Origin of the sequence: Agromyces albus (genome assembly GCF_030815405.1) — a bacterium.
Taxonomy (GTDB): Bacteria; Actinomycetota; Actinomycetes; order Actinomycetales; family Microbacteriaceae; genus Agromyces; species Agromyces albus_A.
The window spans coordinates 3761223-3787669 of record NZ_JAUSWX010000001.1 but is presented as its reverse complement, the minus strand read 5'-3'; the positions used below and the strand labels follow the sequence as shown (position 1 = coordinate 3787669).

Sequence of the window (26447 nt, the reverse complement as noted above, 5' to 3'; positions counted from 1 at the left end):
AGGCCACGACATGGTGAACACAGTCTAGGTGCCGCCTATTCCGAGTCGCGAAGCGCACGCGGCCGAGAGCGGCGGATGCATCGGGAGCGACTCGCTCACGCTCAGCGGCGGCGCACGCGGCCGAGCATCGGCGCGGCGAAGCCCCGGAACTCGGGCGAACGGAGCAACCAGAGGCCGGCGAAGTACAACAGGGTCATGACCGTGCCGATGATGGCCATGGAGACGATCGCGCTGAACTTGCTCGAGAGCGCGAAGCCCGCGGCGTGCGTGCCGCCGAGGGCCACGAGCAACAGCACGCCGGCGATCACGGGAATGACGAGTGCGACCAGCGACCTCGCGAAGGTGGTCACGATGCGACGACCGTCGAGCGGTCCGATGCGCTTGCGCAAGAGCACGACGGCGACCGTGAGCTGCACGGAGCCGGCGAGCGTCGTGACGAGTGCGATGCCGAATGCCACCCAGGAGCTCGGAAGCGCGATGCAGATGAGGGCGCCCACGATGAAGAGGATGACCTGCACGAGCGTGAACATGAACGGCGTCTTCGTGTCACCGAGCGAGTAGTACGTGCGCTGGACGATGAACAGCACGCTGAATCCGATGAGCCCGATGACGTAGGCGATGATGACGTTGCCGAACGACCACACGAGCGGTTCGACGTCGGTGAAGACCCTCGCGAACAGGTAGGCGCAAACGATGAGCACCGCAGCCGCGACGACGATGATCACCCCGACTCCGCGTACGGCGCTCGAGAGGTCGGCTCGCACCCTGTCGATGGCGCCGACCGCTGCGTGCTCGCTCATGCGAGTGAAGTAGGCGGTCGCGATCGACACCGTGATCACCGAGTGCGGCAGCATGAAGATGAGCCACGCGGTCTGCAACGCGTACACCGAGGCCTCATCGGAAACAGATGCCGACACTCCGACCACGGATGTCTCGACGAAGCCCGCGACGGTCGTGAGCAAGAGCATGCCGAAGGTCCAGCCCGCCACTCCGGCGGTCGATCGGAGTCCGACGCCGCGCCACTGGAAATCAGGGCGGTACCGCAGGCCGGCGCGACGCCAGAACCAGAACAGGATGAGCGCCTGGCTCGCCACACCGAGCGTCGCGCTGCCGGCGAGGAGCATGATCATGCCCACGCTCCACTCGCCGGCTGAGCGGAGACCGTCGGGGTCGGCGCCGAAGATGAGCGCGAAGGCCGCCAGCCCAGCCAGCCCGACCACGTTGTTGAGGACGGGGACCCAGGTGAACGGACCAAAGACACGGCGGGCGTTCAGCACCTCGCCGAGGAGCGAGTACATGCCGTAGAAGAAGATCTGCGGCAGGCACCAGAACCCGAAGGCGACCGCGAGCCCGAACACGCCGGCGCTCATTCGCGAACCGATGAGCAGTGTGAGCACCGGGGTCAGCAACGTGGCGATCAGCGCCGCGCCAGCGAGAATCGTGAAGCCGAGCGTGATGATCTTGTTGATGTAGGCGGATCCGCCGTCGGCATGCGCGGCGGATCGCACGATGAGCGGCACCAGCACGGCACTCAGCACGCCACCGGCCACCACGACGTAGATCGTGTTCGGCAACTGGTTGGCTGCCGCGAACGCGTTGGCACCGGCTCCACTCGCTCCGATGACCGCCGCGAGCAGCGCGGTCTTCACGAACCCGAGAACGCGCGAGACGATCGTGCCTGAGGCGAGCAGGGCGCTCGCGCGGCCGATGCGGTCGTCAGTCATTCCGCTGCTCCGAGGCCGGCGCGCCGGTCGTCACGTCAGGGTTCGACACGGTGGAGTCGGACTCGGATGCCGCTGGCGGCATGGAAGCGTCGGAAGCGTCGTCAGAAACGTCGGCGCCGGCCTCGGTCTCGGTGGCACCGGCGGCGGCATCCGACTGGGCCGCGGCAGCCCGCTGCCGCCGGCGACGGCTGATATTGCGCCAGATGCCGATGCCGAAGACGAGCACGACGACGATGCCGAGCACGGCAGCGCCGAGTCCCTCCCAATCGGCCTGGACGTTGGCAGGGATGAGCACCGGGGTGCCGATCGGAACTCCCGTCGGCGAACTGAGGCTGACGGCGAGCGAGACCTCGCCGCTGCCGACGCCCGCCGCGACGGGCACGCGCACCGTGCTGCGGGACTCCGCCTCGATCGTGGCTTCCACCCGGTCGCCGACGATGAGCCGGCCGTTCGAAGGATCGACGTCGACGACGATGGTGACGGGGTAGGGCAGTGCGTTCAGCACGGTCGTGGGCACACCGGTTTCGCTGGAGACGACGTTGATCGGGCTGCCCGGCACCACCGAGACGGCGCCGAGGGTGTCGCGCTGCGCGAGCAACCAGTCGCCGACGGCGCCGTGCCACGCCTCCTCTTCGTCGATCCAGGAGACGTCGAGGAGGGCGAGGAGGTTGCGGCGCGTCGGCCCGCTGAGGAGACGCTCGTCGGTGAGCACCGTTGCGAACGCGGCGATCTCGGCTTCGGTGCGTACCATCCGATCGATGTTCGAGCGGCGGGCGTCGGATTCGGGCAGGCTCGCGAGCGCCCGGTCAGCAGGCGGGGCGCCGATGGCAGCGGAGAGGCCGACGGGCTGCGACCACCTGATCGTGGCGAGTTCGTCGATCGTCGCCGACACGCGGCTCGCCTGCACGCCGGTACCGCGGTCGAACGTGGCGAGCACCGTCGTCGGCTCGGTGCGCTCACCGGCGCCGAGGGCGAGCTCGGCCACGAGCCGGCCGGTCGCCGACCGCCACTCGGTGTCGGTCGCCGCGACGGATGCCGCGCGCAACGGCGCGGTCAGCCGCTCGTGGGAGACCACCGCGCTCGAACCGTTGATCGTCGAGGCCGCGTTCGCTCCCTCGGCGGCGGGCTCGACGTTGCCCGGCGCGAGGATCGTCGTCGTCAGCCCGGCCGCCTGGAGGAACTCGAGGTCACCGGCCGCGACGGTGTCGTCGGCGGGCCATGCGAGATCGGACCGCGTGTACGGCCAGTCGAGGAGGTCCTCGGTGGTCGGCACCTCACCGGGGGGCGGCGACGGTTCGGCCGTGACATCCGTTTCGCCGTCGCCCTGGGTGTCGCCGGCATCATCGCCTTCGCCTTGCGCTTCCGCGTCGCCGGCGCCCTGGTCGCCGTCACCACCCGTGAAGTTCGCGGGGTCCATCGCGTCGGAGAAGGAGGTGGGAGAGAGGATGCCCGTGAGCCCGAGTTGGGCCTGAACGGCGAGGTCGGAGTCGGCATACGCGAGGGGGAATACTTCGTTCGGCACACCGCGGAGGCGGTCGAGCCAAGCGGTGGCGGTGGCGGGGGCAGCCGTGCCGAGGGCACGGATCGAGGCGATGATGCGGGGATCGACCGCGATCGCCACCGAGCGGCCCGCCACGGCGTCGAGCTGGCGGGTCAGGAGCCCGAGGGGGCTCGTCCAGGTCTGGAGCTGCTCGGCATCGAGCAGGCCGGTGGCGTCGGCCGGCACCGTGAGCGGATAGGCGAGGGCGAGCGAGAACGGCGCACCCGCCGGCGCGTTCGTGTTCGCGAAGACGTCGGCGCCGGCGGCGACGACCACACCGTCGACGAGGAGCTCCGCGCCGAGTCCGATGATCGGCGACTCGGTGACACCGTCGAGCGAGGTGGGCGGAAGCGTGAAGGAGACGGACGTGGCGGACCCGGCCGAGAGCGTGCGTGCCTCGGCCTCGCCGAGCACCACCTCCGCCGCGTCGGATGCGTCGGGGGAGCCGGCCTCGTCGCCGGCGGCGGCGGCCACCCACGCGTCGAGCTCGGCGACCTCGTCGATCGCGTCGGCCGAACGCGTCAGCCGCACGGTGGCCGCGGCAAGCGACTCCGCCGTGGCGTTCTCGATCTCGACCGAGACGGTGACCGGGGCTCCGGGCGTGAGTGTGGTGCCGATCGTGGGGGCGACGTGCACGGCGATGCCGCCTTCGTCGGTGGGCGCGGCTTGGCCCGCGCGCTCCTGCGCGGCAGCGGCGGTGCCCTCGCTCGATGACCCGGAGCTGATGAGCGAGACGCCGGAGTCGTGAACGGAGACGAACGGGAACTCGGGCTCGAGGACGGCCCCTGCATTCGCGGCGAGGGGTGCAGCGACGACGGCGACGGCTGCCGCGGCGGCGAGCCCGATGAGGGCTGCCCGACGCCGTCGAGGGCGAGGCGAGAGGGTCGAGTTGCCGCTCGAGGCGCCGCTCGAGGTGGCGGGCTCCGCGGCATCCGTGGCCCGCTGCGGTCGGCGGTGGTGTCGACGCGCAGGGTTCGACTCGGCCACCATGCAGGCGATTCTATTGCGTGCCACTGAGGCGCCCACTCGACGTCCACAGGCCATCCACAGGCAGGCGCCACGGGCGCCGCCGACACGGAGGCAGCAGCTCGCCGGCCTTCCGCTCCCTCATCGGCGCCGGCCCAGCGCGATGTCACCGTCACGGAGCGCGCCCCACGCGCCGCTTAACATGGGGAGCATGCAGACTGTCGCTGCGGCACTCGATCGGCTCGGTGAGCTGGCTGCTTCGCCGACCGTCGCCCGACTCGCCGCGGCGTTCGAAGCCGGCGGCCACGAGCTCGCCCTCGTCGGCGGTCCGGTGCGCGACGCCTTCCTCGGGCGTGCGGTGAGGGACCTCGACTTCACGACCGACGCGACGCCCGACGAGATCCTCGCCATCGTGAAGCCCATCGCCGAAGCCCATTGGGACATCGGGCGCGCGTTCGGCACGATCGGCGCGAAGATCGCCGGCGAGACCGTCGAGATCACCACGTACCGCGCCGACTCATACGACGGTGCCTCGCGCAAGCCCGAGGTCGTCTTCGGATCGAGCCTCGAGGGCGACCTCACCCGCCGCGACTTCACCGTCAACGCGCTCGCCCTGCGATTGCCGCAACTGACCCTCGTCGATCCCTCGGGCGGCGTCGAAGACCTCGTCGCTGGCGTCCTGCGCACGCCCGCGACCCCCGAGCAATCGTTCGGAGACGATCCGCTCCGGATGCTCCGAGCGGCCCGGTTCTCGTCGCAACTCGGGTTCTCCCTCGACGACGACACCCGCGCGGCGATGTCCACCCTCGCGGGTGCGATCGAGCGCATCTCGGCCGAGCGGGTTCGCGATGAGCTGTCGAAGCTGCTGCTCACGGGGTCGCCCCGCGGCGGCATCCGTCTGCTGGTGGAATCGGGCCTCGCCGAGCGGGTGCTGCCCGAACTGCCGGCACTCAGCCTCGAGATCGACGAGCACCACCATCACAAAGACGTCTACGAGCACAGCCTCACGGTGCTCGACCAGGCGATCGACTACGAGATCTCGCGGGGCAACCTCGACTCCCCCGACCTCATCGTGCGCCTCGCGGCGTTGCTGCACGACATCGGCAAGCCGGCCACCCGGCGGCTCGAGCCGGGCGGCGTGGTCTCGTTCCACCACCACGACGTCGTCGGAGCGAAGCTCGCACGCAAGCGCCTGCGCGACCTGCGCTTCGACAACGACACGATCGCAGCGGTTTCACGGCTCATCGAGCTGCACCTGCGGTTCTTCGGGTACGCGGATGCCGCGTGGAGCGACTCCGCCGTGCGCCGCTACGTTCGCGACGCCGGCGACCAGCTCGAACGCCTGCACATCCTGACGAGGGCCGACGTCACGACCCGCAACCGGCGCAAGGCCGATCGACTTGGATTCGCGTACGACGACCTCGAGGCGCGCATCGCCGTGCTTGCCGAAGAGGAGGAGCTCGCCGCGGTGCGTCCCGAGCTCGATGGCCAGCAGATCATGGCGCTGCTCGACGTGCCGCCCGGCCCCGTCGTGGGCGAGGCGTACCGCTTCCTGCTCGAGTTGCGGCTCGACGAGGGCCCGATCGGTGCGGATGCCGCGGCCGAGCGCCTGCGCGCCTGGTGGGCGGCTCGGGGCACCCAGCCCTAGCAGCCTCGGGGGTTACGTCCCCGCAACGATGTGTCGCCGGCCGGGTGCATCCGGGTCTCGCGGGAGTACGCTCCGAACAGGAGCGAAGGCGATCCCGCGCATGTTCATTCGAGGCACGCTGGCGCTCGCGACCCTTGTGGCCGCGGCGGCGCTGACGTCGTGCTCACCGGGTTCCGGCCCGTCCCCGACAGCCTCGCCAACCGGTGCACCGACGCCGAGTTCCCCAGAGACGACGGCGGGCCCGGCGATCGTGATCGCGAGTCCCGCGGAGGGAGCGACCGTCTCTGTTCCGTTCACGGTCAGCGGCGAGTCGAACACCTTCGAGGCCGCCCTGACCATCGAAGTCGTGGACGAAGCGGGCATCGTGGCCTGCGTGCGCCATCTCACGGCGACATCGGGGAGCGGAACCCCGGGCACGTGGGAGGGCACGCTCGCCTTTCCTCCTGAGGTGAACGACCTGCCGGTCATGCTGCGGGCGTTTGCGCACAGCGCGGAGGACGGCTCGGTGATCGACCTCGTCGAGTACCCGATCACGATCGCGCCCGATCGACCGCCGATCTTCCTCACGAGTCCCACGTGCGGCCAGGTGTATGAGCCCGGCGGCGTCGTGTTCTTGACGGGCCTGGCGGCGGTCTTCGAAGCCGCGCTCAACGTCGACGTGCGAGACGCCTCGGGCACGGCGGTCGCCACGCTGCCGGTGCTTGCGGACGCGTGCTGCGAGCACTCGAACTTCAGCTCGAGCCTGACGCTGCCGGCAGACATCCAGCCGGGGCTGTACGACGTGGTGGCGTACAACCTGAGCGCGGCGGACGGCAGCGTTGAGAACGAGTTCCCGGTGCAGATCGAGATCCGCGGGTAGGCGGATCCGATCAGCGCAGCACCATCGCCGCGCCACTTGCCGGGGCACGCGAGGGATGCTCAGAGCCGAATGGCATGCTGGGGCGGCATCCGCTACGATAGGCAGGTTGCCCGTGCGCCGCACTTGCGGCCTCCTCGGGTCGACGTATGCACAACCCTCCTGCTGCAGAGAGTCTGTAGCCGTTTTAGTCCGAAGGAGGTGGGTTAGTCATGCACCAGTACGAGCTGATGGTAATCCTCGATCCCGAGATCGATGAGCGCACCGTTGCTCCCAGCCTTGACAAGTTCCTCAACGTCATCAGAAATGATGGCGGCACCGTCGACAAGGTCGACATCTGGGGACGTCGTCGTCTGGCTTACGAGATCAACAAGAAGGCCGAGGGCATCTACGCCGTCGTCGACTTCACCGCCGAGTCCAAGACCACCAACGAGCTCGACCGCCAGCTGAACCTCAGCGAGGCTGTCATGCGCACCAAGGTGCTCCGCGCCGAAGAGGCCATCGCCCAGGTCGCCGCTCACGCCAAGGCGCAGGAGGAGAAGGCCGCGAAGAAGGCCGCCGCTTCCGCCAAGGCCGGTGCGAAGGCTGCAGCTGCAGCCAAGGCCCCCGCCCAGAAGGACGCCTAGTCCCCATGGCCGGCGAGACCATCATCACCGTGGTGGGCAACCTCACTGCAGATCCCGAGCTGCGTTACACGCAGAACGGACTGGCGGTTGCCAACTTCACCATCGCATCCACTCCCCGTACGTTCGACCGTCAGGCGAACGAGTGGAAAGACGGTGAAGCGTTGTTCCTGCGCGCGAGCGTCTGGCGTGAATTCGCCGAGCACGTGGCCGGTTCACTCACCAAGGGATCCCGGGTCATCGCTTCCGGGCGTCTCAAGCAGCGTTCCTACGAGACGAAGGAAGGCGAGAAGCGCACCACCATGGAGCTCGAGGTCGACGAGATCGGCCCGAGCCTGCGCTACGCCACCGCGTCTGTGACGCGCGCTGCGTCGTCCAACCGCGGCGGCGCTGCCGGCTCCTTCGGGGGCGGCGGCGGCACCGACGAGCCGTGGGCGCCGAGCGCTCCGGCGACGCAGTCGGGCGCTTCCGCAGGCGGTGCCGGCGGCGATGTCTGGAACACTCCGGGCACGAGCTTCGGCGACGAGACACCCTTCTAGTACTCAGCGGATTCGAGACGGTCGCTGCGCGACCTCCTCGACCCGCGCATCATCAAGACAGGATCAGAAATGGCTGGAAAGAGCAGCGGCGATCGCCGCAAGCCGACCCGCGGGAAGGGCGCGAAGAACGCCGCCCCCGCGAAGTCGATCAAGGTCGGCATCATCGACTACAAAGACGTCGCGACCCTTCGCAAGTTCATCTCGGAGCGTGGAAAGATCCGCGCCCGTCGCATCACCGGTGTCTCCGTGCAGGAGCAGCGCCTCATCGCCCGCGCCGTGAAGAACGCGCGCGAGATGGCCCTCCTGCCCTACTCGGGCTCCGGCCGTTAAGGAGCACGACAATGGCTAAGGTAATTCTGACGCACGAGGTCACCGGCCTCGGCACGGCCGGCGACGTTGTCGAGGTCAAGAGCGGCTACGCTCGCAACTTCCTCGTCCCCCAGGGCTTCGCAGTGGCGTGGTCGCGCGGTGGCGAGAAGCAGATCGAGCAGATCAAGGCAGCCCGCGCTGCACGTGAGCTGCACTCGCTCGAAGACGCGCAGGCCCTCAAGGCCAAGCTCGAGTCGAGCAAGGTCAAGCTGTCCGTGAAGGCGGGCCTCGGCGGCCGCCTCTTCGGTTCGGTGAAGACGGCGGATGTCGCGGCTGCCGTCGCGGCCGCCGGCCTCGGCGAGCTCGACAAGCGCAAGATCGAGATCCCGACCCCCATCAAGGCGACCGGCGACCACGAGGCGACCGTTCGCCTCCGTGACGAGGTCTCTGCGACGATCACCCTTCAGGTGGTCGCGGCGAAGTAACTCGCACGCACGAACACGGCGGCGGTCCGGGCTTCGGCTCGGGCCGCCGCTTCGTCGTCTTCGGGCGCCATCAGCGTGCCTTCGGGGCCCCCATGCCGGCGAAGTCTGCAAGTGTCGTGCGCGGTGCTCGACCGCGTTCCTGTCCGCCTCTGGCCTACACCCGCTGGCGGTGCGAGCGCAAGTCCGCGTTCGCGTTTCCCACGATGTTGTACACAGGTGGGGGACACGTGAGGGTGGACTTCTGAAGAACTTTTCGTTCACAGGTGTGGAAACACAAAACACCTGATCGATTCAGAATTCAACCCGTGTAATTCGCCAGAATTCCACAGTTTTCCACAGGCTGAGTGCACACCTTCTTCGGCGTTTCGCCCAGTTTGTCCCCAGAGTTATCCACAGGCTGGCTTGTGGTGTTGGCAGCGCTTCCATATCGTGAAGCAGCGTCCTTCGATCAGCGGGTTCCCACCCGGTCGGCCCACTCATGTCAGAGGGTCAGACCACACTGGAGTTGCGGGCGCGGGTTGCTCGCCCGGCGGAGTCGAAATCGGAGGTCATCGAGTTGTCGATCGCGCACATCGGGCTCGCCGAACCACACGACGGTGAACCCCGTAGAAGCGGCGAACGCACTCCCCCGCACGACCTGCTGGCCGAGCAGAGCGCGCTCGGTGGCATGATGCTCTCGAAAGACGCGGTCGCCGATGTCGTCGAGACGCTCCGCGGCGTCGACTTCTACGTGCCGAAGCACGAGCTTGTCTTCAACGCCATCCTCTCGCTCTACTCGCACGGCGAGCCCACCGACGTCATCGCCGTCACCGATGAACTCACGAAGACCGGTGAGCTGCAGCGTGCCGGCGGCGTCGAATACCTGCACACGCTCACGGGCATTGTGCCCACGGCGGCGAACGCGGGCTACTACGCCTCGATCGTCGCCGAGCGCGCGTTGCTGCGCCGCCTCGTCGAGGCGGGCACCCGCATCGTGCAGATGGGGTATGCGGGCGAGGGCGAGGTCGTCGAGCTCGTGAACAACGCCCAGGCCGAGATCTACTCGGTCACTGGCTCGGTCGAGAGCGAAGACTACGTTCCGCTCACCGACGCGGTGACGGCCGCGATCGACGAGATCGAGGCAGCCAAGCACACCGACGGCAAGTTCACCGGAGTGCCCACGGGCTTCGCCGATCTCGACGACCTCACCAACGGCTTCCACCCCGGTCAGATGATCATCGTCGCCGCCCGCCCTGCACTCGGTAAGTCGACGCTCGCCCTCGACTTCGCCCGCGCCGCCGCAATCGGCAACGACCAGCCCACGATCTTCTTCTCCCTCGAGATGGGGCGCAGCGAGATCGCGATGCGCCTGCTCGCCGCCGAGGCATCCGTTCCCCTGCAGAGCATGCGCAAGGGCACCGTCGACTCCCGCGACTGGACCACGATCGCCTCGACGCGCGGGCGCATCAACGACGCCCCGCTCTACATCGACGACTCGCCGAACATGACGCTCGTCGAGATCCGGGCGAAGTGCCGGCGCCTCAAGCAGCGGGTCGGCCTGAAGATGGTCGTCATCGACTACCTCCAGCTCATGACGAGCGGCAAGCGAGTCGAGAGCCGCCAGCAGGAGGTCTCCGAGTTCTCGCGTGCGCTGAAGCTGCTCGCCAAGGAGCTGCAGGTTCCAGTCATCGCGCTCTCGCAGCTGAACCGTGGTCCTGAGCAGCGCGCCGACAAGCTCCCCGCCCTCTCCGACCTGCGCGAGTCGGGCTCGATCGAGCAAGACGCCGACATGGTGATCCTGCTCCACCGCGAGAGCGCCTACGAGCGCGACAACCCCCGCGCCGGCGAGGCCGACCTCATCGTGGCCAAGCACAGGAACGGCCCCACGCGCACGATCACGGTCGCGTTCCACGGGCACTTCTCGAGGTTCGCCGACATGGTGCAGGTCTGAGCCCCACCCTGTGTGAGCTACGCGAAGTGGCAGGCTCCATGAAGGATGGCCGGCACCTGGCCGGTCGGCCATATCGCATGGACGCGCAGCGGCAGCGACCTGCGTCGCCCACCTGGCGCAAGAACTTCTGGAAGTAGTCGGGCTGGGATCCGGCGGGTCCTGATGAGCTCGGCGTACCAGCGCGCACTGTCCTCGGACAGACGCTCGAGCGATGCCGCCGTCGAGCTCGAGTACTCGAGCCTTGGGTGCGAAGACGCGGGAGACCCGAGAAAGGCCCCTCCAAGAAAAACCGCTATTCAGTGTTGCTAACTACCGGTACTCATGCCTACTATGTACCAGTAGTCAGCAACACCGAGTAGTTGAGAGGAGGGGTTCCATGAGCAAGCAAACGACGGAGATGCTGAAGGGCACGCTCGAGGGCATCGTCCTCGCGATCCTGGCCGTGCAGCCGGCATACGGCTACGAGATCACGGCCCGGCTGCGCGACCAGGGCTTCTCCGACCTCGCCGAAGGCACCGTGTACGCCCTGCTGGTCAGGATCGAACAGCGCGGCCTCGTCGACGTCGAGAAGGTTCCGTCAGAGAAGGGGCCGCCGCGCAAGGTCTACACGCTGAACGCACGGGGCGGCGAGTACCTCGAAGAGTTCTGGAGGACATGGAGCTTCCTCGCAGAACGGATCGAACAGCTCCACCAGAACATCGAGAACACACAGGACGAAGGAGCGTAATCATGGCGGCGAAGTGGATCGAAGCCCTCACCGGCTCGCTCGAGCAGAAGAAGCAGTACAAGCAGTACAAGGCCCGGATCGAGGCCCTCCCCGAGCCGCACCGCACCGCTGCGAAGGCACTCGATCGGTACTTCATGTACTACGGCGGCATCACCGACGGCGACACCCTCGTCACGATGCTCGGGGACTCCGCCGACCTCTGGGAGCGGGCCGCCATCGACGGAACGCCCGTGAGCGCGATCGTCGGCGATGACCCGGTCGAGTTCGCCGAGACGTTCGCACAGTCCTACGGCGGTGCGCACTGGATCGACAAGGAGCGCGCTCGCCTCATCAAGGCGATCGATACCGCGACCAGCGAGAACGGAAAGGAGACGAACGCATGACCACCTCCAACCAGGCCCTCGGCCCCGCGATCAGGGTGCAGGGCATCACGAAGTCCTTCAAGGAACTGCACGTGCTGCGGGGCGTGGACTTCGACGTGAAGGCGGGAAGCATCTTCGCGCTGCTCGGCTCGAACGGCGCAGGCAAGACCACGCTCGTGCGGATCCTGTCGACGCTATTAAAGGCCGACGCGGGCATCGCGACGGTGTACGGCTTCGACGTCGCCACGAACGCCGGCGACGTGCGCGAGTCGATCAGCCTGACCGGCCAGTTCGCCGCGGTCGATGAAGTGCTCAGCGGCCGGGAGAACCTGGTGCTGATCGCCAAGCTCCGTCACCTGAAGAACCCGGGTGCGATCGCCGACGACCTGCTCGCCCGCTTCTCGCTCACCGAAGCAGGCAGTCGCAAAGCGGCGACGTACTCGGGTGGCATGCGACGCCGGCTCGACATCGCGATGAGCCTGATCGGCAACCCGCCGATCATCTTCCTCGACGAGCCGACGACCGGACTCGACCCTCAAGCGCGCATCGAGGTGTGGCAGACGATCAAGAAACTCGCGAAGGACGGCACGACCGTGCTGCTCACCACGCAATACCTCGACGAGGCCGAGCAGCTCGCCGACCGCATCGCGATCCTGCACAAGGGCACGATCATCCAGAACGGCACCCTCGCCGAACTCAAGCAACTCCTCCCGCCCGCCAAGGTCGAATACATCGAGAAGCAGCCCTCCCTCGAGGACGTCTTCCTCGCCCTCGTCGGCGAGACCGGCGAAACCGACGAGACCGACACTGATACCGCCGCCGCCGCCGCCCGCACCGAGACGGTCCCGGCAGGAAAGGAACTCCGATGACCACCCACGTCCTCGGCGACACCGGCGTCCTCACCGGCCGCTCGCTGCGCCACATCCTCCGCAGCCCTGACACGATCATCACCACCGCGGTCACCCCGATCGCGCTGATGCTGCTGTTCGTGTACGTGCTCGGCGGAGCAATCAACACCGGATCCGACGAGTCGTACGTCAACTACATGCTCCCCGGCATCCTGCTCATCACGATCGCGTCTGGCATCGCGTACACCGCGTACCGGCTGTTCCTCGATCTGCAGGGCGGCATCTTCGAACGCTTCCAGTCGATGCCGATCGCGAGGTCGAGCGTGCTCTGGGCGCATGTGCTCACCTCCCTGGTCGCGAACCTGGTCTCGGTTGCGATCGTCATCGGCGTTGCGCTGCTCATGGGGTTCCGCACCGGGGCATCCGTGGCCGTCTGGCTCTCGGTCGCCGGCATCCTGGTCATCTTCACCCTCGCCCTGACCTGGCTCGCCGTGATCGCGGGGCTCTCGGCGAAGACCGTCGACGGCGCGAGCGCCTTCAGCTATCCGCTGATCTTCCTGCCGTTCATCAGCTCGGCGTTCGTGCCCACCGACACGATGCCCGGGCCGGTCGCCTGGTTCGCCGAGAACCAGCCCGTGACCTCGGTCGTGAACTCCATTCGCGCCCTGTTCGCCCAGGAACCCGTCGGAAGTGACATCTGGATCGCCCTCGCCTGGCTCGTCGGCATCCTCGTCGTCGCCTACGCCTTCGCGATCGCCGTCTACCGTCGCAAGATCAGCTGAGACCGAGCGCTGCTCGCGCACGGCACGACCACGACGAAAGCCGCCCGCCTCCCCTGGGGACGCGGGCGGCTTTCGTCGTCCACCGTCGTCGAATGGTTGTCCGTCACGACGCAGGGGCTTACGATGGGCTGAGCGATATCAGAACCCGGCGTTCTATTATCGAACGTGCAACTCGAAGCATCCGCAGTGCCCACAACGAAGTGAGGAGAAGTCGTGCAGTTCCACCACTACGGCTACGTGTCCGGTGACCCGCGCGTGAAGCCCGTCGCGGGTGTCGGGATCGACCGCCCCGAGGAACTCCCGCACGAGGTCGACGTGCTCATCGTCGGCGCGGGGCCCGCGGGCATGATCGCCGCAGCGCAACTGTCGCAGTTCCCCGACGTCGTGACCCGCGTCATCGACCGCCGCCCCGGTCGGCTCGAGATGGGCCAGGCCGACGGCATCCAGGCACGCAGCGTCGAGACGTTCCAGGCATTCGGGTTCGCCGAGCGCATCGTCGCCGAGGCCTTCTGGCAGACCGAGATGGTCTTCTGGAAGCCCGATCCCGCCGATCCGTCGCGCATCGTGCGGGCGAAGCGCACCCCCGACGACCCGAGCGGCGTCAGCGAGTTCCCGCACCTTCTCGTCAACCAGGCACGCGTGCTCGACTACTTCGCCGAGGTGATGGCGAACTCGCCCACGCGCGCGAAGCCCGACTACGGGCTCGAATTCGAGAGCCTCGAGAACGCCGAGCAGGGCGAGTACCCGGTGACGGTCACCCTCGTGCACACCGCCGGTGAGCGCGAAGGCCAGCGCCGCACCGTGCGCGCCAAGTACGTGATGGGGGCGGATGGCGCGCACAGCAAGGTGCGCGCGGCGATCGGATGCCACATGGAGGGCGACCGGGCCAACCACGCGTGGGGCGTGATGGACGTGCTCGCGGTCACCGACTTCCCCGACATCCGGCTCAAGGCCTCCATCCAATCGGAGGCGGGCAGCATCCTGCTCATCCCGCGCGAGGGCGGCTTCCTGTTCCGCATGTACGTCGACCTCGGCGCGGTCCCGCTCGACGACCATCACCACGTGCGCGAGACCACGATCGAGCAGGTCATCGCCAGGGCGAATGAGATCCTGCACCCGTACACGCTCGACGTGAAGAACGTCGCGTGGCACAGCGTGTACGAGGTGGGTCACCGCCTCACCGACCGGTTCCACGACGTCGAGACGGATGCCGTCGGCACGCGCACGCCGCGCGTGTTCATCGCCGGCGACGCCTGCCACACGCACAGCGCCAAGGCCGGCCAGGGCATGAACGTGTCGATGCAGGACGGCTGGAACCTCGGCTGGAAGCTCGGCCACGTGCTCGAGGGGCGCGCCCCCGAGAGCCTGCTCGCCACCTACTCCGCCGAACGCCAGGTCGTGGCGCAGAGCCTCATCGACTTCGACAAGCAGTGGTCGGCGATGATGGCGAAGAAGCCCGAGGAGTTCGCCTCGCCGTCGGAGCTCGAGGAGTTCTACGCGCGCACGTTCGAGTTCCCCGCCGGGTTCATGACGCAGTACGCGCCCTCGTTGATCGTCGCCGACGCGACGCACCAGCCGCTCGCCGAGGGCTACCCGATCGGCAAGCGGTTCAAGTCGGCCATGGTCACCCGCGTGTGCGACGGCAACCCGGTGCACCTCGGCCACCACGCGACGGCCGACGGCCGGTGGCGCATCTACGTGTTCGCCGACGCGGCAGGTGTCGGCGAGTCGCGGCCGGGAGCGGCATCCGCTGTCCTCGATCTCGCCGAGTGGATGGCGACGTCACCGGACTCGCCGGTTACCGCGACCCCCGAGGGCGCCGACCGCGATGCGTGGTTCGACGTGAAGCTGATCACCCAGCAGCCGTACACCGAGGTCGACCTCGGGGTCGTGCCCGACTTGTTCCTGCCGCGCACCGGGCCGTTCCAGCTCATCGACTACGAGAAGGTGTACGCCGCCGACCCCGCCGACGACATCTTCGAGTCGCGCGGGATCGACCGCGCCGGCGCGGTCGTGGTGGTGCGTCCCGACCAGTACGTCGCGAACGTGCTGCCGCTCACGGCGACCAACGAGCTGGCCGCCTTCTTCGAGCCCATCCTTCGTGCCGGCCGGCCTGCCGTTCAGGCGCCGTAGGCTCGTGCCACGCTCTCGGCAGCGAGCTTGAGGCGGTCGGCGATCTCGGATTCGGGTCGCGGGAACGAGACATGTATCACCGCGATCGCCGCCGGCGGCTGCCCCGGCAGCGTCAGTGGCACGGCGACCGACCTGAGCGACGGCACGACCTCGTCGTGGCTCCGCGCATAGCCGCGCGCACGGCTGTCGGCGATCTCGTCGCGGAGCTCGCCGGGCATGTCCGACGGCCACGCGCTCTCGGGAAGGCCGAGCAGGATCGCCTTGCCTGGACCGCCGCGGGTGATCGGATGCCTGTGGCCCGGTCGGTACGACACGACGGCCACCGTCTGGCGCGGCGACGCGCTCACGAGCGTGACGGCCTCATCGGTGTCGACGAGCACGGCGAGCAGGCACGTCATGCCGAGCTCGTTCGCGACGTCGTTGAGCTCAGGCAGCGCGAGCTGCTGGAGGTCGCGTGCCACCCCCGAGGCGAGCGCCGCGAGGCCCGTTCCGAGAGCGAGGCGACCGGCGGCGTCGCGCGTCACGAGGCCGTGATCCTCCAGCGTGCGCAGCAGTCGATACGCCACCGAGCGATGCACGCCCAGTGCGCCCGCGAGCTCGTCGATCGAGAGGTTCCGGTCGGCGGCGGCGAGGATCTCGAGCATCCGGATGCCGCGACTCAGCGTCTGCGAACCCGCCGGCGTTGTCGCGCTTCCTGCCATGAGCCGTGCCCTCCTGCGATGCCGGGCAGGATGCTTGCGACGCTCGCTCGCTTCCACTCCCGCTCGTTCGATACTAGGACGACTCGACCGGTAATCGAACGTCAGGCCCGCCGCGCCGTGAGCGTCACCTGCACCGTTGCACCGGCCTCCTTGCCGATCGCGCGACGTACGGGCGCTGTGACCGCCAGCTTGTGACGTCCATCGCCGAGCGCCATGAACGAACCGAGGAACGGAACGCCGTCGACCGTCCCCTCGACCTTGACGAGTCCTCGCGTGCCGAAGAACTCGGCCGAGCGGGGCCAGATCACGTAGGTCCAGCCGCCTGCCGCAGGGCTGCGTTCGAGTACCGCATCGAATGACACGTCGATCGGGCCGATCTCCGCTCGCGCGTGCGATGCGCTCGTCATGGTGACCATGATCTCCTCCTTGAATCCGGTGTACAAGTGAGTCGGAGCCGCGGCCCGCGATCTCGACAGCACGCGACGCAAGACACGCAAGAAAGTTCCGCACAGTGAAGGAACCCGCCATCTTTCGCGCGGGAATCGGGCGAATCATCGAGCGGATGCCGCGTCGCCACGTACGCTGAACGACACGTGCAGCGCCGCCGCCCGGACCTCTCCGCGAGCGACACCGCTGCACTCCCCTGTCGAGAGGAGCGCCCGTGAGGGTCGGCATCGCGAGAGAGCGACGTAGCGGCGAGCGGAGGGTCGCCGCCACACCGGATACCGTGCGCCAATTGGCGGGGCTCGGCCTGGAAGTGCTCGTAGAGCACGGCGCGGGCGAGGAATCCGGTCATTCGGATGCCTCCTACGAGGCCGCCGGCGCCGACGTCGTCGACGCCATCGAACTCGGCGATCTCGACGTGCTGCTGCACGTGCGGCCACTCGAACCCGAGACGCCCGCGCGCCTGCGCCGCGGCGCCGTCACGATCGGGCTCGCCTCGCCGTCGACGGAGCTGCCGACCGTGAAGGCCCTGCGCGACGCCGGCATCACGGCCTTCGCCCTCGAACTCGTGCCGCGCATCTCCCGCGCGCAATCGATGGACGCCCTCACGAGCCAGGCGCTCGTCGCCGGCTACCGCTGCGTGCTCGAGGCGGCGATGCGGTTGCCGCGGTTCTTCCCGCTCTACATGACGGCGGCGGGCACGATCCCACCCGCGAAAGTGCTCGTGCTCGGCGCCGGGGTCGCCGGGCTCCAGGCGATCGGAACGGCGAAGCGGCTCGGCGCCCGGGTCTCGGCGAACGACGTGCGTGCGGCATCCGCCGACGAGGTGGCGTCGATGGGCGGCACCTTCGTGCACCTCGATCTCGACGCGGCCGACGCGGGAGGCGGCTACGCGAAGGAGCTCGGCGCCGATCGCGCCGCTCGCCAGCGACAGCTGCTCGCCCCGCATGTCGCCGACGCCGACGTGCTCATCACGACCGCCGCGATCCCGGGGCGCCCGGCGCCGCTGCTCGTCACAGCCGAGATGGTCGCCGCGATGCGGCCGGGCGCTGTCGTCGTCGACCTCGCCGCTGAGTCGGGCGGCAACGTCGAGGGCTCGGTCGCGGGATCGGATGTTGCGGTGCCGACCACCGACGGCGGCGGAACAGTGACGATCGTCGGCATGAAGGATGCCGCGTCGACGATGCCCGGCGACGCCTCGCGTCTCTACGCGAAGAACGTCGCGAACCTCCTCGCCCTCATGACGCACGACGGCTCGGTCGAACCCGACTTCACCGACGTGGTGGTGGTGGACGCGTGCCTCACACACGACGGCGAGGTGCGGCATCCGGCGACCGCCGATGCGCTCGAGGCGGTAACTGCTGAAGGTGGTTCCAGTGGGGCCGACGGACAGGAAGGAACGCGCTGATGGACGACGGCATCGCTCTCCTCACGATCACCGTGCTCGCCGTGTTCGTGGGCTTCGAGGTGGTCTCGAAGGTCTCGAGCACTCTGCACACGCCGCTCATGTCGGGCGCGAACGCGATCCACGGCATCATCCTCGTCGGCGCGATCATCGTCGCCGGCCAGGCGGGCGACGGCTGGACGCTCGCCCTCGCGCTGCTCGCGGTCGTGCTCGCCACGGCGAACCTCGTCGGCGGCTTCGTCGTCACCGACCGCATGCTCGAGATGTTCCGGGGGCGCAGGTCGAAGCCCACGGAGCCCGCGGCATCCGCTGCATCCGCGGCATCCGCTGCACCGCCCGCCCCCGCGGCGTCCGGCAACGGCGCGAAGGAGGCCGGCCGATGATGCTGCTCTCCCCCACCTGGACGGCGATCCTCTACCTCGCGGCGGCAATGTGCTTCATCCTCGCGCTCAAGGGCCTGAGCTCGCCGAAGACCGCCCGCCGCGGCAATCTCATCGGCGCTGCCGGAGCGCTCGTCGCGGTCGTCACCGTGTTCCTCTCGGTGAGGCTCGAGAACATCCCGTGGATCATCGCGGCGATCGCCGTGGGCTCAGCGATCGCCGCCCCCGTGGCACGTCGGGTGCAGATGACGCAGATGCCCCAGCTCGTCGCGCTCTTCAATGGGGTCGGCGGCGGTGCAGCGGCGCTCGTGGCACTGCTCGAACTGGGGCACTCGGATGACCCGTCGGTGCGCCTCGCGATCGTGTTCACCCTGCTCGTGGGCGCCGTCTCATTCGCGGGCTCGATGGTGACGTTCGCGAAGCTGCAGGAGCTCATGACGACCAGGCCCGTGGTGTTCCCGGGGCTGCCGGTCATCATGGCCGCCGTGCTCGTGGCGGCGATCGCGGCATCCGTCGTCATCATCTTCACGGGCGCCATCTGGATCGCGGTCGTGCTCATCGTGCTCGGCCTCGCCACGGGCGTGCTCCTCGTGCTGCCCGTCGGCGGCGCCGATGTGCCGATCGTCATCTCGCTGCTCAACGCGTTCACGGGCCTCGCCGTCGCGGCCTCTGGGCTCGTGCTCGGCAACGTGCTCCTCGTCGTCGCGGGCACGCTCGTGGGTGCGAGCGGAACGATCCTGACCCGGGCGATGGCGTCGGCGATGGGACGCAGCGTCGCGGGCATCCTCTTCGGCGCCTTCCGTGGCGGTTCGACGGCCGGGTCGACCGTGGCATCCGATCGACCGGTGCGCTCCTCGAGCGCGGAAGACGTCGCGGTGCTCCTCGGCTACGCCCAGCGCGTGATCATCGTGCCGGGGTACGGCCTCGCGGTCGCGCAAGGCCAGCACACGATCGCCGAGCTGCAGTCGGCGCTCGAGGCGCGCGGTATCGAGGTGATCTTCGCGATCCACCCGGTGGCTGGGCGCATGCCGGGCCACATGAACGTGCTGCTCGCCGAGGCGAACATCCCGTATGAGGCGCTGAAGGAGATGAGCGAGGTGAACCGGGAGTTCAAGACGGCGGATGTCGCGCTCGTCGTGGGCGCGAACGACGTCGTGAATCCCGCGGCGAAGACCACGCCCGGCTCGCCGATCTACGGCATGCCGATCCTCGAGGTCGACGCCGCCCGGCAGGTCGTGTTCCTCAAGCGCTCGATGCGTCCGGGCTTCGCGGGCATCGAGAACGAGTTGCTCTTCGAGCCGCAGACGACCCTCCTGTTCGGCGACGCGAAGGACTCGCTCGGCAAGGTGCTCTCGGCGGTGAAGGCGCTGTAGAGCGGCGCGCGGCGCGCGGCGCTGCGCGGTGCCTCAGACGGCGGCGCTCGGCCCGGCGCGTAGGATGGATCGGTACCCCATCGGATGAAAGAGGTCGCCGTGGCCGCCGCCCGCGATACCGCTCCGGAGCTGTCCCGATTCTGGACCGTTCCGGTCGTCCGCGGCATCTTGGCGATCGTGCCGGCCGTGGTCATCACATTCTCTCCGAACCACTCGCCCGAGTTCGGCCTGCTTGTGTTCGGCGTGTGGGCGATCGTGTCGGGGCTCGTCGTCGGCGCACTTGCGATGCGGTTCACGGCCGATCGCGGCATCCGCTCGCTCTTCGTCATCACTGCAGTCGTCACCGTCGTGGCGGGCCTGCTCGCCGTGTCGGTTCTCGGCGGCCTGCCGTTCCTGCTCTACCTCGTGAGCGTGTGGGCGGCGGTCACCGGGTTCGTCGAGCTCTACGCGGGCCTGCGTGCCCGCGGGCGCACCCCGGCAGCACGCGACTGGATCGCGGCCGGCGGGCTCACGGCGCTGCTCGCGCTCGTGTTCCTGCTGCTGCCGCCCGACTCGGTGACGGCGGTCGGACTCCTCGGCGGCTACCTCGTGATCCTCGGGGTCTACCTCGTCATCGGCGGGTTCTCGCTGAAGTGGGCCGCGGCGCCGCGCGCCGACGCCTCCCGATCGGAGCCCCAGTCGTGACGCAGCCCTCCGGTGAGTACAAGCCGAGCCGCCGTGAGGTGCTGCGGCCGGCCGAGTACGTCGGCGGCGCCGCGATCTCGGCGATCTTCACGGGTGTCGTCGTGCTCATCGTCACGCGCGAGCTCACGCTCTCCCTGATCGTGGCGGGCGGCGTGTTCATCGTCGTGCTCGTCGTGCTGGCGCTCCTGGCGATGGCCGTGAAGCCGGATGCCGCGGAGTCCGCCGAGCTCGGCGAACCGCGCCGTCCCGACGGACCCGACGGGCCCGACGAACCGGGCGCGCCGGGTCGCGGCGGCCACTGACGACTCCCCCGGCCGCGCGGCGGGCCCCGGCGGTCCACTCGAGGCTGAAATGCAGGAGATCCCGCCCTATAGCGCCGACACCGGGCGCATGATCGAGCATCTCCTGCAGTTTCGAAGTGGCGTGAGCGCGGGCGGGGGCAGCTCAGCCGAGCCCGCCCGGCCCCGCGCTCAGCCCAGCTCGTCGACGAGCTTCGACGCGATGCCCGTGTAGCCGCCGGGCGTGAGGGCGAGCAGGCGCGCTTTCGCGTCATCGCCGATCTCGAGCCCCTCGACAAAGGCGGCGAGCTCGGCCGCGCCGACGCGCTTGCCGCGCGTGAGCTCCTTGAGCAGCGCATAGGGGTCGCTGATCGACGAGCGGCCGGCGACGACCTCGGCGCGGATGACGGTCTGGATCGCCTCGCCGAGCACCTCCCAGTTGTCGTCGAGGTCGGCGGCGAGCAAGGCCGTGTCGAGGTCGATCTCGCCGAGGCCGCGCTGGATGTTGTCGAGCGCGAGCAGGGAGTGGCCGAAGCCGACGCCGATGTTGCGCTGCGCGCTCGAGTCGGTCAGGTCGCGCTGCAGGCGCGAGGTGACGAGCGTCGCGGCGAGCGAGTCGAGCACCGCCGACGAGAGCTCGAGGTTCGCCTCGGCGTTCTCGAACCGGATCGGGTTGATCTTGTGCGGCATCGTCGAGGAGCCCGTGGCGCCGGCCTGCGGGATCTGGCGGAAGTAGCCGAGTGAGATGTAGGTCCAGATGTCGGTCGCGAGGTTGTGCAGCACGCGGTTCGCGTGCGAGACGCGGGCGTAGAGCTCCGCCTGCCAGTCGTGCGATTCGATCTGGGTCGTGAGCGGGTTCCACGCGAGACCGAGCGACTCGACGAACTCGCGGGACACGGTCGGCCACGCGACATCCGGAGCCGCGACCACATGCGCGGAGAACGTGCCGGTCGCGCCCGAGAACTTGCCGAGGTACTCGGTGGCCTCGACCTGGTCGGCGATGCGCGACAGGCGGTGCACGAACACCGCGAGCTCCTTGCCCATGGTCGACGGGGTCGCGGGCTGGCCGTGCGTGCGCGAGAGCATCGCCGCGTCGCGGTGCTCGACGGCGAGGGCGGTGAGCGCGTCGATGACGGCGCGGTACTTCGGCAGCCACACGTCGCGCACCGCGTCGCGAACGGTGATGGCGTACGAGAGGTTGTTGATGTCCTCACTCGTGCAGGCGAAGTGGGTGAGCTCGGCGATGGCGTCGAGGCCGAGCAATTCGAGACGGCGGCGCACGTAGTACTCGACGGCCTTCACGTCGTGGCGCGTGGTCGCCTCGAGGGAGGCGAGCTCGTCGATGTCGGCCTGCCCGAAGTCGGTGACGACCGTTCGCAGCTGCAGCCGCTGCTCGTCGGAGAGCGGCGTCGTGCCGAAGAACCCGCGATCGGTCTGGGCGATCAGCCACTCCACCTCGACGAGCACTCGCGCCCGATTGAGGCCCGCCTCGGAGAGGTACTCGCCGAGTTCGCCGACGGCCGAGCGGTACCGGCCGTCGAGGGGGCTGAGCGGCTGGGGAGGCAGCGAAGTCATCGAGTTCCTTGTCTGAGTGCTGGAGCGAGTTGCCGGAAGAGCGCCGACGTCGACCGCTCTATCATCTCAAGCACTCGATCGAACATGACCGCGTCGGAGTAGTAGGGGTCGGGCACGTCCTGCAGGGCGGCGAGTTCGGGGTCGAACTCGAGCAGCAGCCGCACCTTGTCCAGCTCGATCATGCTCGGCGCCCAGTTGCGCAGGATCCGCATCTGGCCGCGGTCGAACGCGACGATGAGGTCGAGCCTGGGAAAGGCCTCGGCCTCGAACTGTCGTGCCCGGTGATGCGAGCCGTCGTAGCCGGCGCGAGTGAGCGCCTCGATCGTGCGGAGATCGGCAGGCTCACCGACGTGCCAGTCGCCGGTGGCCGCAGACTCGATCGCGAGCCGGTCGGCGAGCCCGGCGCGTTCGGCGAGGGAGCGCAACACGACCTCGGCCATCGGTGAGCGGCAGATGTTGCCGGTGCAGACGAACGACACTCGGAAGGGCTGCGCGGCGTCCCCGGCGGGTTCCGCTCGCGTCATGCTCCCATTGTGGACGAGATGCGGCGCGTGCGCAGCAGTCGATCCGCTGGCCAGGCTGGCCGTTCGTCCGGTGAACCTCCGGGTCTCGCCCGTCACGCGGGAGCGCCCGGCGCGCTCGGCGACTCACCCTCCACAGGCGCGGTGCGGGCCCGCTTGTGTACGGCACCGGAACGATACGGCGAGCGGATGCCGCGACGCCGCCAGACTCGTGGCGTGTCCGACTCCGACTTCGACTCCGTGATCGCCGCGCTCACGGGCAACGCCGCGACCCCGGCGCGAATCGACGCGGCGGAGCGCCACCTCGTGATGCTCCGCTCCCTGCTCGGTGACGTGCGTGATCGCCGTGCATCGCTCGTTCCCCGTGGCACCGACGGCTGGCGGTCGACGGCGGCCGATCGCTACGTCGAACGACTCGACGAGCTCCGCGCCGTTCTCGAGGCCGTGATGGAGTCGCTCGTCACGGCCGAGGCGCAGCTCGCCGAGGGCATCAGGGGAATGCGGTACGAGCTCGAGGCACGAGAGACGGCGGTGCGTGCTGAGCTCGAGCGCGCGCAGGCCGGCTCGACGGAGGGCGTGACTGCATGGACGACTCGCTGAACGTCTCCGGCGGGGGATCGACCGCCGTCGCGACCGACGAGCTCTTCGTCGACGCCGTGCGGCTCGGCGCCGTCGAGACCGTCACGACCGATTGGTCGGAGCGCGTGGGCGTGATCTGGAGAGGCCTGCTCGACCTCGACCTCGACGAGCCGCGGGTAGGTGGGGGCCTGGCTCCGGGCTGGCAGTTGCAGGTCACGACGTGGCGCCTCGCGGAGGCAGGCGAGCAGGCCGGCCGGCTTCGGGCATCCCTCATCGAGAGCGCCGAGCGGTATGGCGCCACGGAACGCATGATCGATGCCCTCTGGGCGGCGGGCGGCCGGTTCGGCGCGTGGACGCTGGGGTGGTTCGCGCCGGCGATTGTCGGCGTCGGGCTCGCCGGCGCGGCCGGGCAGGGCCTGGCGTCGCTCTTCGGCATGGGGCAGACGCCGGCCGCGGCGTGGCTGGCCGAGCGCCGCGAGCTCCTCTCCGACCCGGCCTTCGTGCGGCTCGTTCGCGCCGCTGCGGATTCCGCCGACGAGTTCACTGCCGGGCTCCTCCACCTGCCGAGCACCACGGCCCCGATCGGCACCCGGGTCGGTGCGCCCGAGAGCGCCTCGGTGCTGCTCGCGCTCGCCGGCGGACTCGGACTCGCCGGTGGCCGGCTGCTCGTCGACGGGCCGGTGCAGGTGTCCCGCGTCGGAGTGAGCCCCTCCTCTCCCGGCGCCGCCGGCGATGGCAGGGCAGGCCCGCCCGACCCCGGCCGCTCGGTGGCGGCCCCGAGCGGCGTCGGCGACCTCGCGCAGCGCGTGCCCGCGAGCGGCGACACGCAGATCCGCATCGAGCGCTACGGCCCGCCGGGCGACGCGCGCTGGATCGTCTACATCAGCGGCACGATCGAAGCCGGGCTCGTCGCCGGCGAGCAGCCCTTCGACATGACGTCGAACGTGCACGGCATCGCCGACGACTCCGCGCTCGACGACCTCCGGTTCGCCGGTGCGGACTCGGGCGCCGGCGAGCGGGCGGTGCGCCAGGCGATGGCTGATGCCGGCATCGCGCCGGGTGAACCGCTGCTCGCGGTCGGCCATTCCGGTGGCGGCGTCATTGCGGCGAGCCTCGCCGGCGATCCCGAGCTCAACACCGTGGGTGTCCTGAGCCTCGGCAGTCCGGTCGCCTCGGCCGAGCTGCGCGAGGACGTGCGGATGCTCTCGATCGAGCACGAGGAGGATCTCGTTCCGGCGGTCGGCGGTGCGGGGCATCCGTCCGACCAGCGCACGATCGTCTCACGCAGCGTGCTCGAGGCCAACGCGGAGTACTCCTCGCTGCTGCCCGCGCACGAGCTCTCGCGCTACCGCGAGACGGCAGCACTCGCCGACGAGTCCGAAGAGGAGCGGCTCACCGGGTTCCGCGCGCTCGTCGCCGACGTCGCCGGTGACGGCGAAGGCCGTTCGACCGAGTGGGTGGCCAGTCGCGACCTCAGTCGCTCGACGACGACGACGGCCGAACGATGAGGCCGATGAGCCAGCTGACGATGCCCATCACGAGCGCGCCGAGCACGCCCCACCAGAAGCCTTCGATGACGAGCCCGAAGCCCATGAGGTCGCTGATCCACGCGACGAGCAGGAGCAGCAGGCCGTTCACGATGAAGGAGATCAGGCCGAGCGTGAGCACGTAGAGCGGGAATGCGATGACCCTGATGAACGTGCCCACGATGGCATTGACGAGCCCGAAGATGAGCGCGATCAGCAGGTACGTGAGCACCGTGGCGATGGTGGTGTCCTCATAGGGCACCACGTTCACGCCCGCGACGATGAACGTCGTGAGCCACAGGGCGAATGCGACGACGATGACCTTGACGATGAACCGCATGGCTCAACTCTGGCAGAACGCCGCGGCGGTGCGAAGGGGTACGGTGGAATCCGTGACCGCACCGGAGCCCACAGGGGCAGGCGTCCGCCTTCGCCCCGAGATCGCAGCCCTTCCGCCGTACCGCCAGGGCCGTCCCGCGCCCGCCGACGGGTTCAAGCTCTCGAGCAACGAGAACCCCTTCGATCCGCTGCCCTCCGTCATCGAGGCGATCTCATCGTCGGCGAAGCAGATCAATCGGTACCCGGATGCCTCGGCCCTCCCCCTGCGCGAGGCGCTCGCCGCGCGATTCGGCGTGAGCGCCGACGAAGTGCTCGTGGGTGCCGGATCCGTCTCCCTCCTCGCCCAGTTCATCGCGGCCGCCGCCGCGCCCGGTGACGAAGTGGTCTACTCCTGGCGCTCGTTCGAGGCCTATCCGGGGCTCGTCGCCGTCGCCGGCGCCACGAGCGTGACCGTGCCGAACCAGCCCGACCACCGCCACGACCTCGAGGCGATGGCCGCGGCGATCACCGATCGCACTCGCGTCGCCATCGTGTGCTCGCCGAACAATCCCACGGGCACCATCGTCACGGCGGCAGAGTTCGACGCGTTCATGGCCGCCGTGCCCGCCGACCTGCTCGTGCTGCTCGACGAGGCGTACATCGAGTTCGTGCGCGACGACGCATCCGTCGACGGGCGCTCGCTCATCGGCCGATACCCGAACCTCGTGGTGCTGCGCACCTTCTCGAAGGCCTACGGTCTCGCGGGCCTCCGCGTCGGCTACGCGGTCGGTCCGGTCGGCATCCTCGACGCCGCACGGTCCACCGCGATCCCGCTCGGCGTCACGGCGGCGTCCACCGCCGGTGCCCTCGCCTCGCTCGAGCCGGCCGCCGAAGCCGAGCTCCTCGAGCGAGTCGAGGCCATCACCGTGCGTCGGAGGCGCCTTTACGAGGCCCTCCTCGCGCAGGGCTGGCCGGTGCCCGAGCCCCACGGGAACTTCGTCTGGCTGCCCACCGGAGCCGCGACCGCCGAGGTCGCTGATCGCCTGTTCGAGGCCGCTCTCGTCACGCGCGCGTTCCCGCCCGAGGGAATCCGGATCTCGATCGGCGAGGAGGAATCTGGAGATATCCTCCTCAGGATTCTCGGCGAGCTTGTGCCGGCTTTACAAGAACAGCTCCCTTCATAGCTGTAGC

At 69.2% G+C, this 26447-nt stretch carries 27 protein-coding genes; 20 read left to right on the top strand and 7 right to left on the bottom strand.

Translation table 11 applies throughout. The annotated features are described in order from the left end of the window. Positions 1-101: 101 nt before the first annotated feature. Complete coding sequence (gene murJ, locus QFZ29_RS17945; protein WP_306895655.1) at positions 102-1724, bottom strand: murein biosynthesis integral membrane protein MurJ; 1623 nt, start codon at positions 1722-1724, stop codon at positions 102-104. Next, the gene (locus QFZ29_RS17940) at positions 1717-4254 is read right to left on the bottom strand and encodes a DUF6049 family protein (RefSeq protein ID WP_306895653.1); all 2538 of its coding nucleotides are present in this window, start codon (positions 4252-4254) and stop codon (positions 1717-1719) included. The genes murJ and QFZ29_RS17940 overlap by 8 nt, the downstream gene beginning before the upstream one ends. Before the next feature lie 187 nt (positions 4255-4441). Here QFZ29_RS17940 and QFZ29_RS17935 point away from each other — a divergent pair, with 187 nt between their 5' ends. From QFZ29_RS17935 to QFZ29_RS17880, 12 genes are all read left to right on the top strand, one after another. Next, a complete protein-coding gene (locus tag QFZ29_RS17935) occupies positions 4442-5878 on the top strand; it encodes a CCA tRNA nucleotidyltransferase (protein WP_306895651.1) in 1437 nt (478 codons plus the stop codon). Positions 5879-5978: 100 nt separating this feature from the next. Next, positions 5979-6737, top strand: coding sequence for a Gmad2 immunoglobulin-like domain-containing protein (locus tag QFZ29_RS17930; RefSeq protein WP_306895649.1), 759 nt, complete (start codon positions 5979-5981; stop codon positions 6735-6737). Between the two features lie 209 nt (positions 6738-6946). Beyond that, on the top strand, positions 6947-7360 hold the full coding sequence (gene rpsF / locus QFZ29_RS17925; protein WP_129520397.1) for a 30S ribosomal protein S6: 414 nt from the start codon (positions 6947-6949) through the stop codon (positions 7358-7360). Between the two features lie 5 nt (positions 7361-7365). Next, the gene (locus QFZ29_RS17920; protein WP_129520398.1) at positions 7366-7896 is read left to right on the top strand and encodes a single-stranded DNA-binding protein; all 531 of its coding nucleotides are present in this window, start codon (positions 7366-7368) and stop codon (positions 7894-7896) included. A 69-nt stretch (positions 7897-7965) separates the two neighbouring features. Beyond that, positions 7966-8226, top strand: a complete 261-nt coding sequence (rpsR, locus tag QFZ29_RS17915) for a 30S ribosomal protein S18 (protein ID WP_108596462.1) — start codon at positions 7966-7968, stop codon at positions 8224-8226. A gap of 11 nt (positions 8227-8237) precedes the next feature. Next, on the top strand, positions 8238-8690 hold the full coding sequence (gene rplI / locus QFZ29_RS17910; RefSeq protein ID WP_306895643.1) for a 50S ribosomal protein L9: 453 nt from the start codon (positions 8238-8240) through the stop codon (positions 8688-8690). Positions 8691-9246: 556 nt separating this feature from the next. Beyond that, positions 9247-10620, top strand: coding sequence for a replicative DNA helicase (gene dnaB, locus QFZ29_RS17905; protein ID WP_306896800.1), 1374 nt, complete (start codon positions 9247-9249; stop codon positions 10618-10620). Between the two features lie 376 nt (positions 10621-10996). Beyond that, positions 10997-11347: a PadR family transcriptional regulator gene (locus tag QFZ29_RS17900; RefSeq protein ID WP_306895641.1), complete on the top strand. Its 351-nt coding sequence runs from the start codon at positions 10997-10999 to the stop codon at positions 11345-11347. A gap of 2 nt (positions 11348-11349) precedes the next feature. Next, positions 11350-11730 (top strand): DUF1048 domain-containing protein, encoded by a 381-nt coding sequence (locus QFZ29_RS17895; protein ID WP_306895639.1) that lies wholly within the window; start codon positions 11350-11352, stop codon positions 11728-11730. Then, complete coding sequence (locus QFZ29_RS17890) at positions 11727-12578, top strand: ABC transporter ATP-binding protein (protein WP_306895637.1); 852 nt, start codon at positions 11727-11729, stop codon at positions 12576-12578. Before QFZ29_RS17895 ends, QFZ29_RS17890 begins: the two co-directional genes overlap by 4 nt. Continuing rightward, the gene (locus tag QFZ29_RS17885) at positions 12575-13339 is read left to right on the top strand and encodes an ABC transporter permease (protein ID WP_306895636.1); all 765 of its coding nucleotides are present in this window, start codon (positions 12575-12577) and stop codon (positions 13337-13339) included. Before QFZ29_RS17890 ends, QFZ29_RS17885 begins: the two co-directional genes overlap by 4 nt. A 213-nt stretch (positions 13340-13552) precedes the next feature. Then, positions 13553-15472, top strand: a complete 1920-nt coding sequence (locus QFZ29_RS17880) for an FAD-binding monooxygenase (RefSeq protein WP_306895634.1) — start codon at positions 13553-13555, stop codon at positions 15470-15472. Here the strand turns inward: QFZ29_RS17880 and QFZ29_RS17875 are convergent. Together QFZ29_RS17875 and QFZ29_RS17870 are read right to left on the bottom strand one after the other, a co-directional pair. Beyond that, positions 15460-16173 (bottom strand): IclR family transcriptional regulator, encoded by a 714-nt coding sequence (locus QFZ29_RS17875; protein ID WP_306895632.1) that lies wholly within the window; start codon positions 16171-16173, stop codon positions 15460-15462. The two genes, QFZ29_RS17880 and QFZ29_RS17875, sit on opposite strands and share 13 nt — an antisense overlap. A gap of 101 nt (positions 16174-16274) precedes the next feature. After that, complete coding sequence (locus QFZ29_RS17870; RefSeq protein ID WP_306895629.1) at positions 16275-16589, bottom strand: DUF1905 domain-containing protein; 315 nt, start codon at positions 16587-16589, stop codon at positions 16275-16277. A 245-nt stretch (positions 16590-16834) separates the two neighbouring features. Between QFZ29_RS17870 and QFZ29_RS17865 the strand changes: the two genes are divergently transcribed. From QFZ29_RS17865 to QFZ29_RS17845, 5 genes are all read left to right on the top strand, one after another. After that, positions 16835-18025, top strand: a complete 1191-nt coding sequence (locus tag QFZ29_RS17865; RefSeq protein WP_306895627.1) for a Re/Si-specific NAD(P)(+) transhydrogenase subunit alpha — start codon at positions 16835-16837, stop codon at positions 18023-18025. Beyond that, positions 18025-18405, top strand: coding sequence for an NAD(P) transhydrogenase subunit alpha (locus tag QFZ29_RS17860; RefSeq protein ID WP_306895625.1), 381 nt, complete (start codon positions 18025-18027; stop codon positions 18403-18405). The genes QFZ29_RS17865 and QFZ29_RS17860 overlap by 1 nt, the downstream gene beginning before the upstream one ends. Next, positions 18402-19775, top strand: coding sequence for an NAD(P)(+) transhydrogenase (Re/Si-specific) subunit beta (locus QFZ29_RS17855; RefSeq protein WP_306895623.1), 1374 nt, complete (start codon positions 18402-18404; stop codon positions 19773-19775). Before QFZ29_RS17860 ends, QFZ29_RS17855 begins: the two co-directional genes overlap by 4 nt. A 99-nt stretch (positions 19776-19874) precedes the next feature. Then, complete coding sequence (locus QFZ29_RS17850) at positions 19875-20459, top strand: DUF308 domain-containing protein (RefSeq protein ID WP_306895621.1); 585 nt, start codon at positions 19875-19877, stop codon at positions 20457-20459. After that, positions 20456-20761: a hypothetical protein gene (locus QFZ29_RS17845; RefSeq protein WP_306895619.1), complete on the top strand. Its 306-nt coding sequence runs from the start codon at positions 20456-20458 to the stop codon at positions 20759-20761. Before QFZ29_RS17850 ends, QFZ29_RS17845 begins: the two co-directional genes overlap by 4 nt. A gap of 168 nt (positions 20762-20929) precedes the next feature. Here the strand turns inward: QFZ29_RS17845 and purB are convergent, their stop codons facing one another. Both purB and QFZ29_RS17835 read right to left on the bottom strand, forming a co-directional pair. After that, on the bottom strand, positions 20930-22312 hold the full coding sequence (gene purB, locus QFZ29_RS17840) for an adenylosuccinate lyase (protein WP_306895617.1): 1383 nt from the start codon (positions 22310-22312) through the stop codon (positions 20930-20932). Beyond that, positions 22309-22836, bottom strand: a complete 528-nt coding sequence (locus QFZ29_RS17835) for a low molecular weight protein-tyrosine-phosphatase (RefSeq protein WP_306895616.1) — start codon at positions 22834-22836, stop codon at positions 22309-22311. Before QFZ29_RS17835 ends, purB begins: the two co-directional genes overlap by 4 nt. A gap of 213 nt (positions 22837-23049) precedes the next feature. Between QFZ29_RS17835 and QFZ29_RS17830 the strand changes: the two genes are divergently transcribed. Both QFZ29_RS17830 and QFZ29_RS17825 read left to right on the top strand, forming a co-directional pair. Then, positions 23050-23433 carry a hypothetical protein gene (locus QFZ29_RS17830; RefSeq protein WP_306895613.1) on the top strand — a complete coding sequence of 128 codons (384 nt, stop codon included), beginning with the start codon at positions 23050-23052 and terminating at the stop codon, positions 23431-23433. Continuing rightward, positions 23418-24920 carry a hypothetical protein gene (locus QFZ29_RS17825; protein ID WP_306895611.1) on the top strand — a complete coding sequence of 501 codons (1503 nt, stop codon included), beginning with the start codon at positions 23418-23420 and terminating at the stop codon, positions 24918-24920. Before QFZ29_RS17830 ends, QFZ29_RS17825 begins: the two co-directional genes overlap by 16 nt. Here QFZ29_RS17825 and QFZ29_RS17820 read toward each other — a convergent pair. After that, positions 24886-25278 carry a phage holin family protein gene (locus QFZ29_RS17820; RefSeq protein ID WP_306895609.1) on the bottom strand — a complete coding sequence of 131 codons (393 nt, stop codon included), beginning with the start codon at positions 25276-25278 and terminating at the stop codon, positions 24886-24888. The genes QFZ29_RS17825 and QFZ29_RS17820 overlap by 35 nt on opposite strands. Positions 25279-25330: 52 nt before the next feature. On the opposite strand from QFZ29_RS17820, the gene QFZ29_RS17815 reads away from it, so the two are divergent. After that, positions 25331-26440: a histidinol-phosphate transaminase gene (locus QFZ29_RS17815; RefSeq protein ID WP_306895607.1), complete on the top strand. Its 1110-nt coding sequence runs from the start codon at positions 25331-25333 to the stop codon at positions 26438-26440. Positions 26441-26447 lie beyond the last annotated feature (7 nt).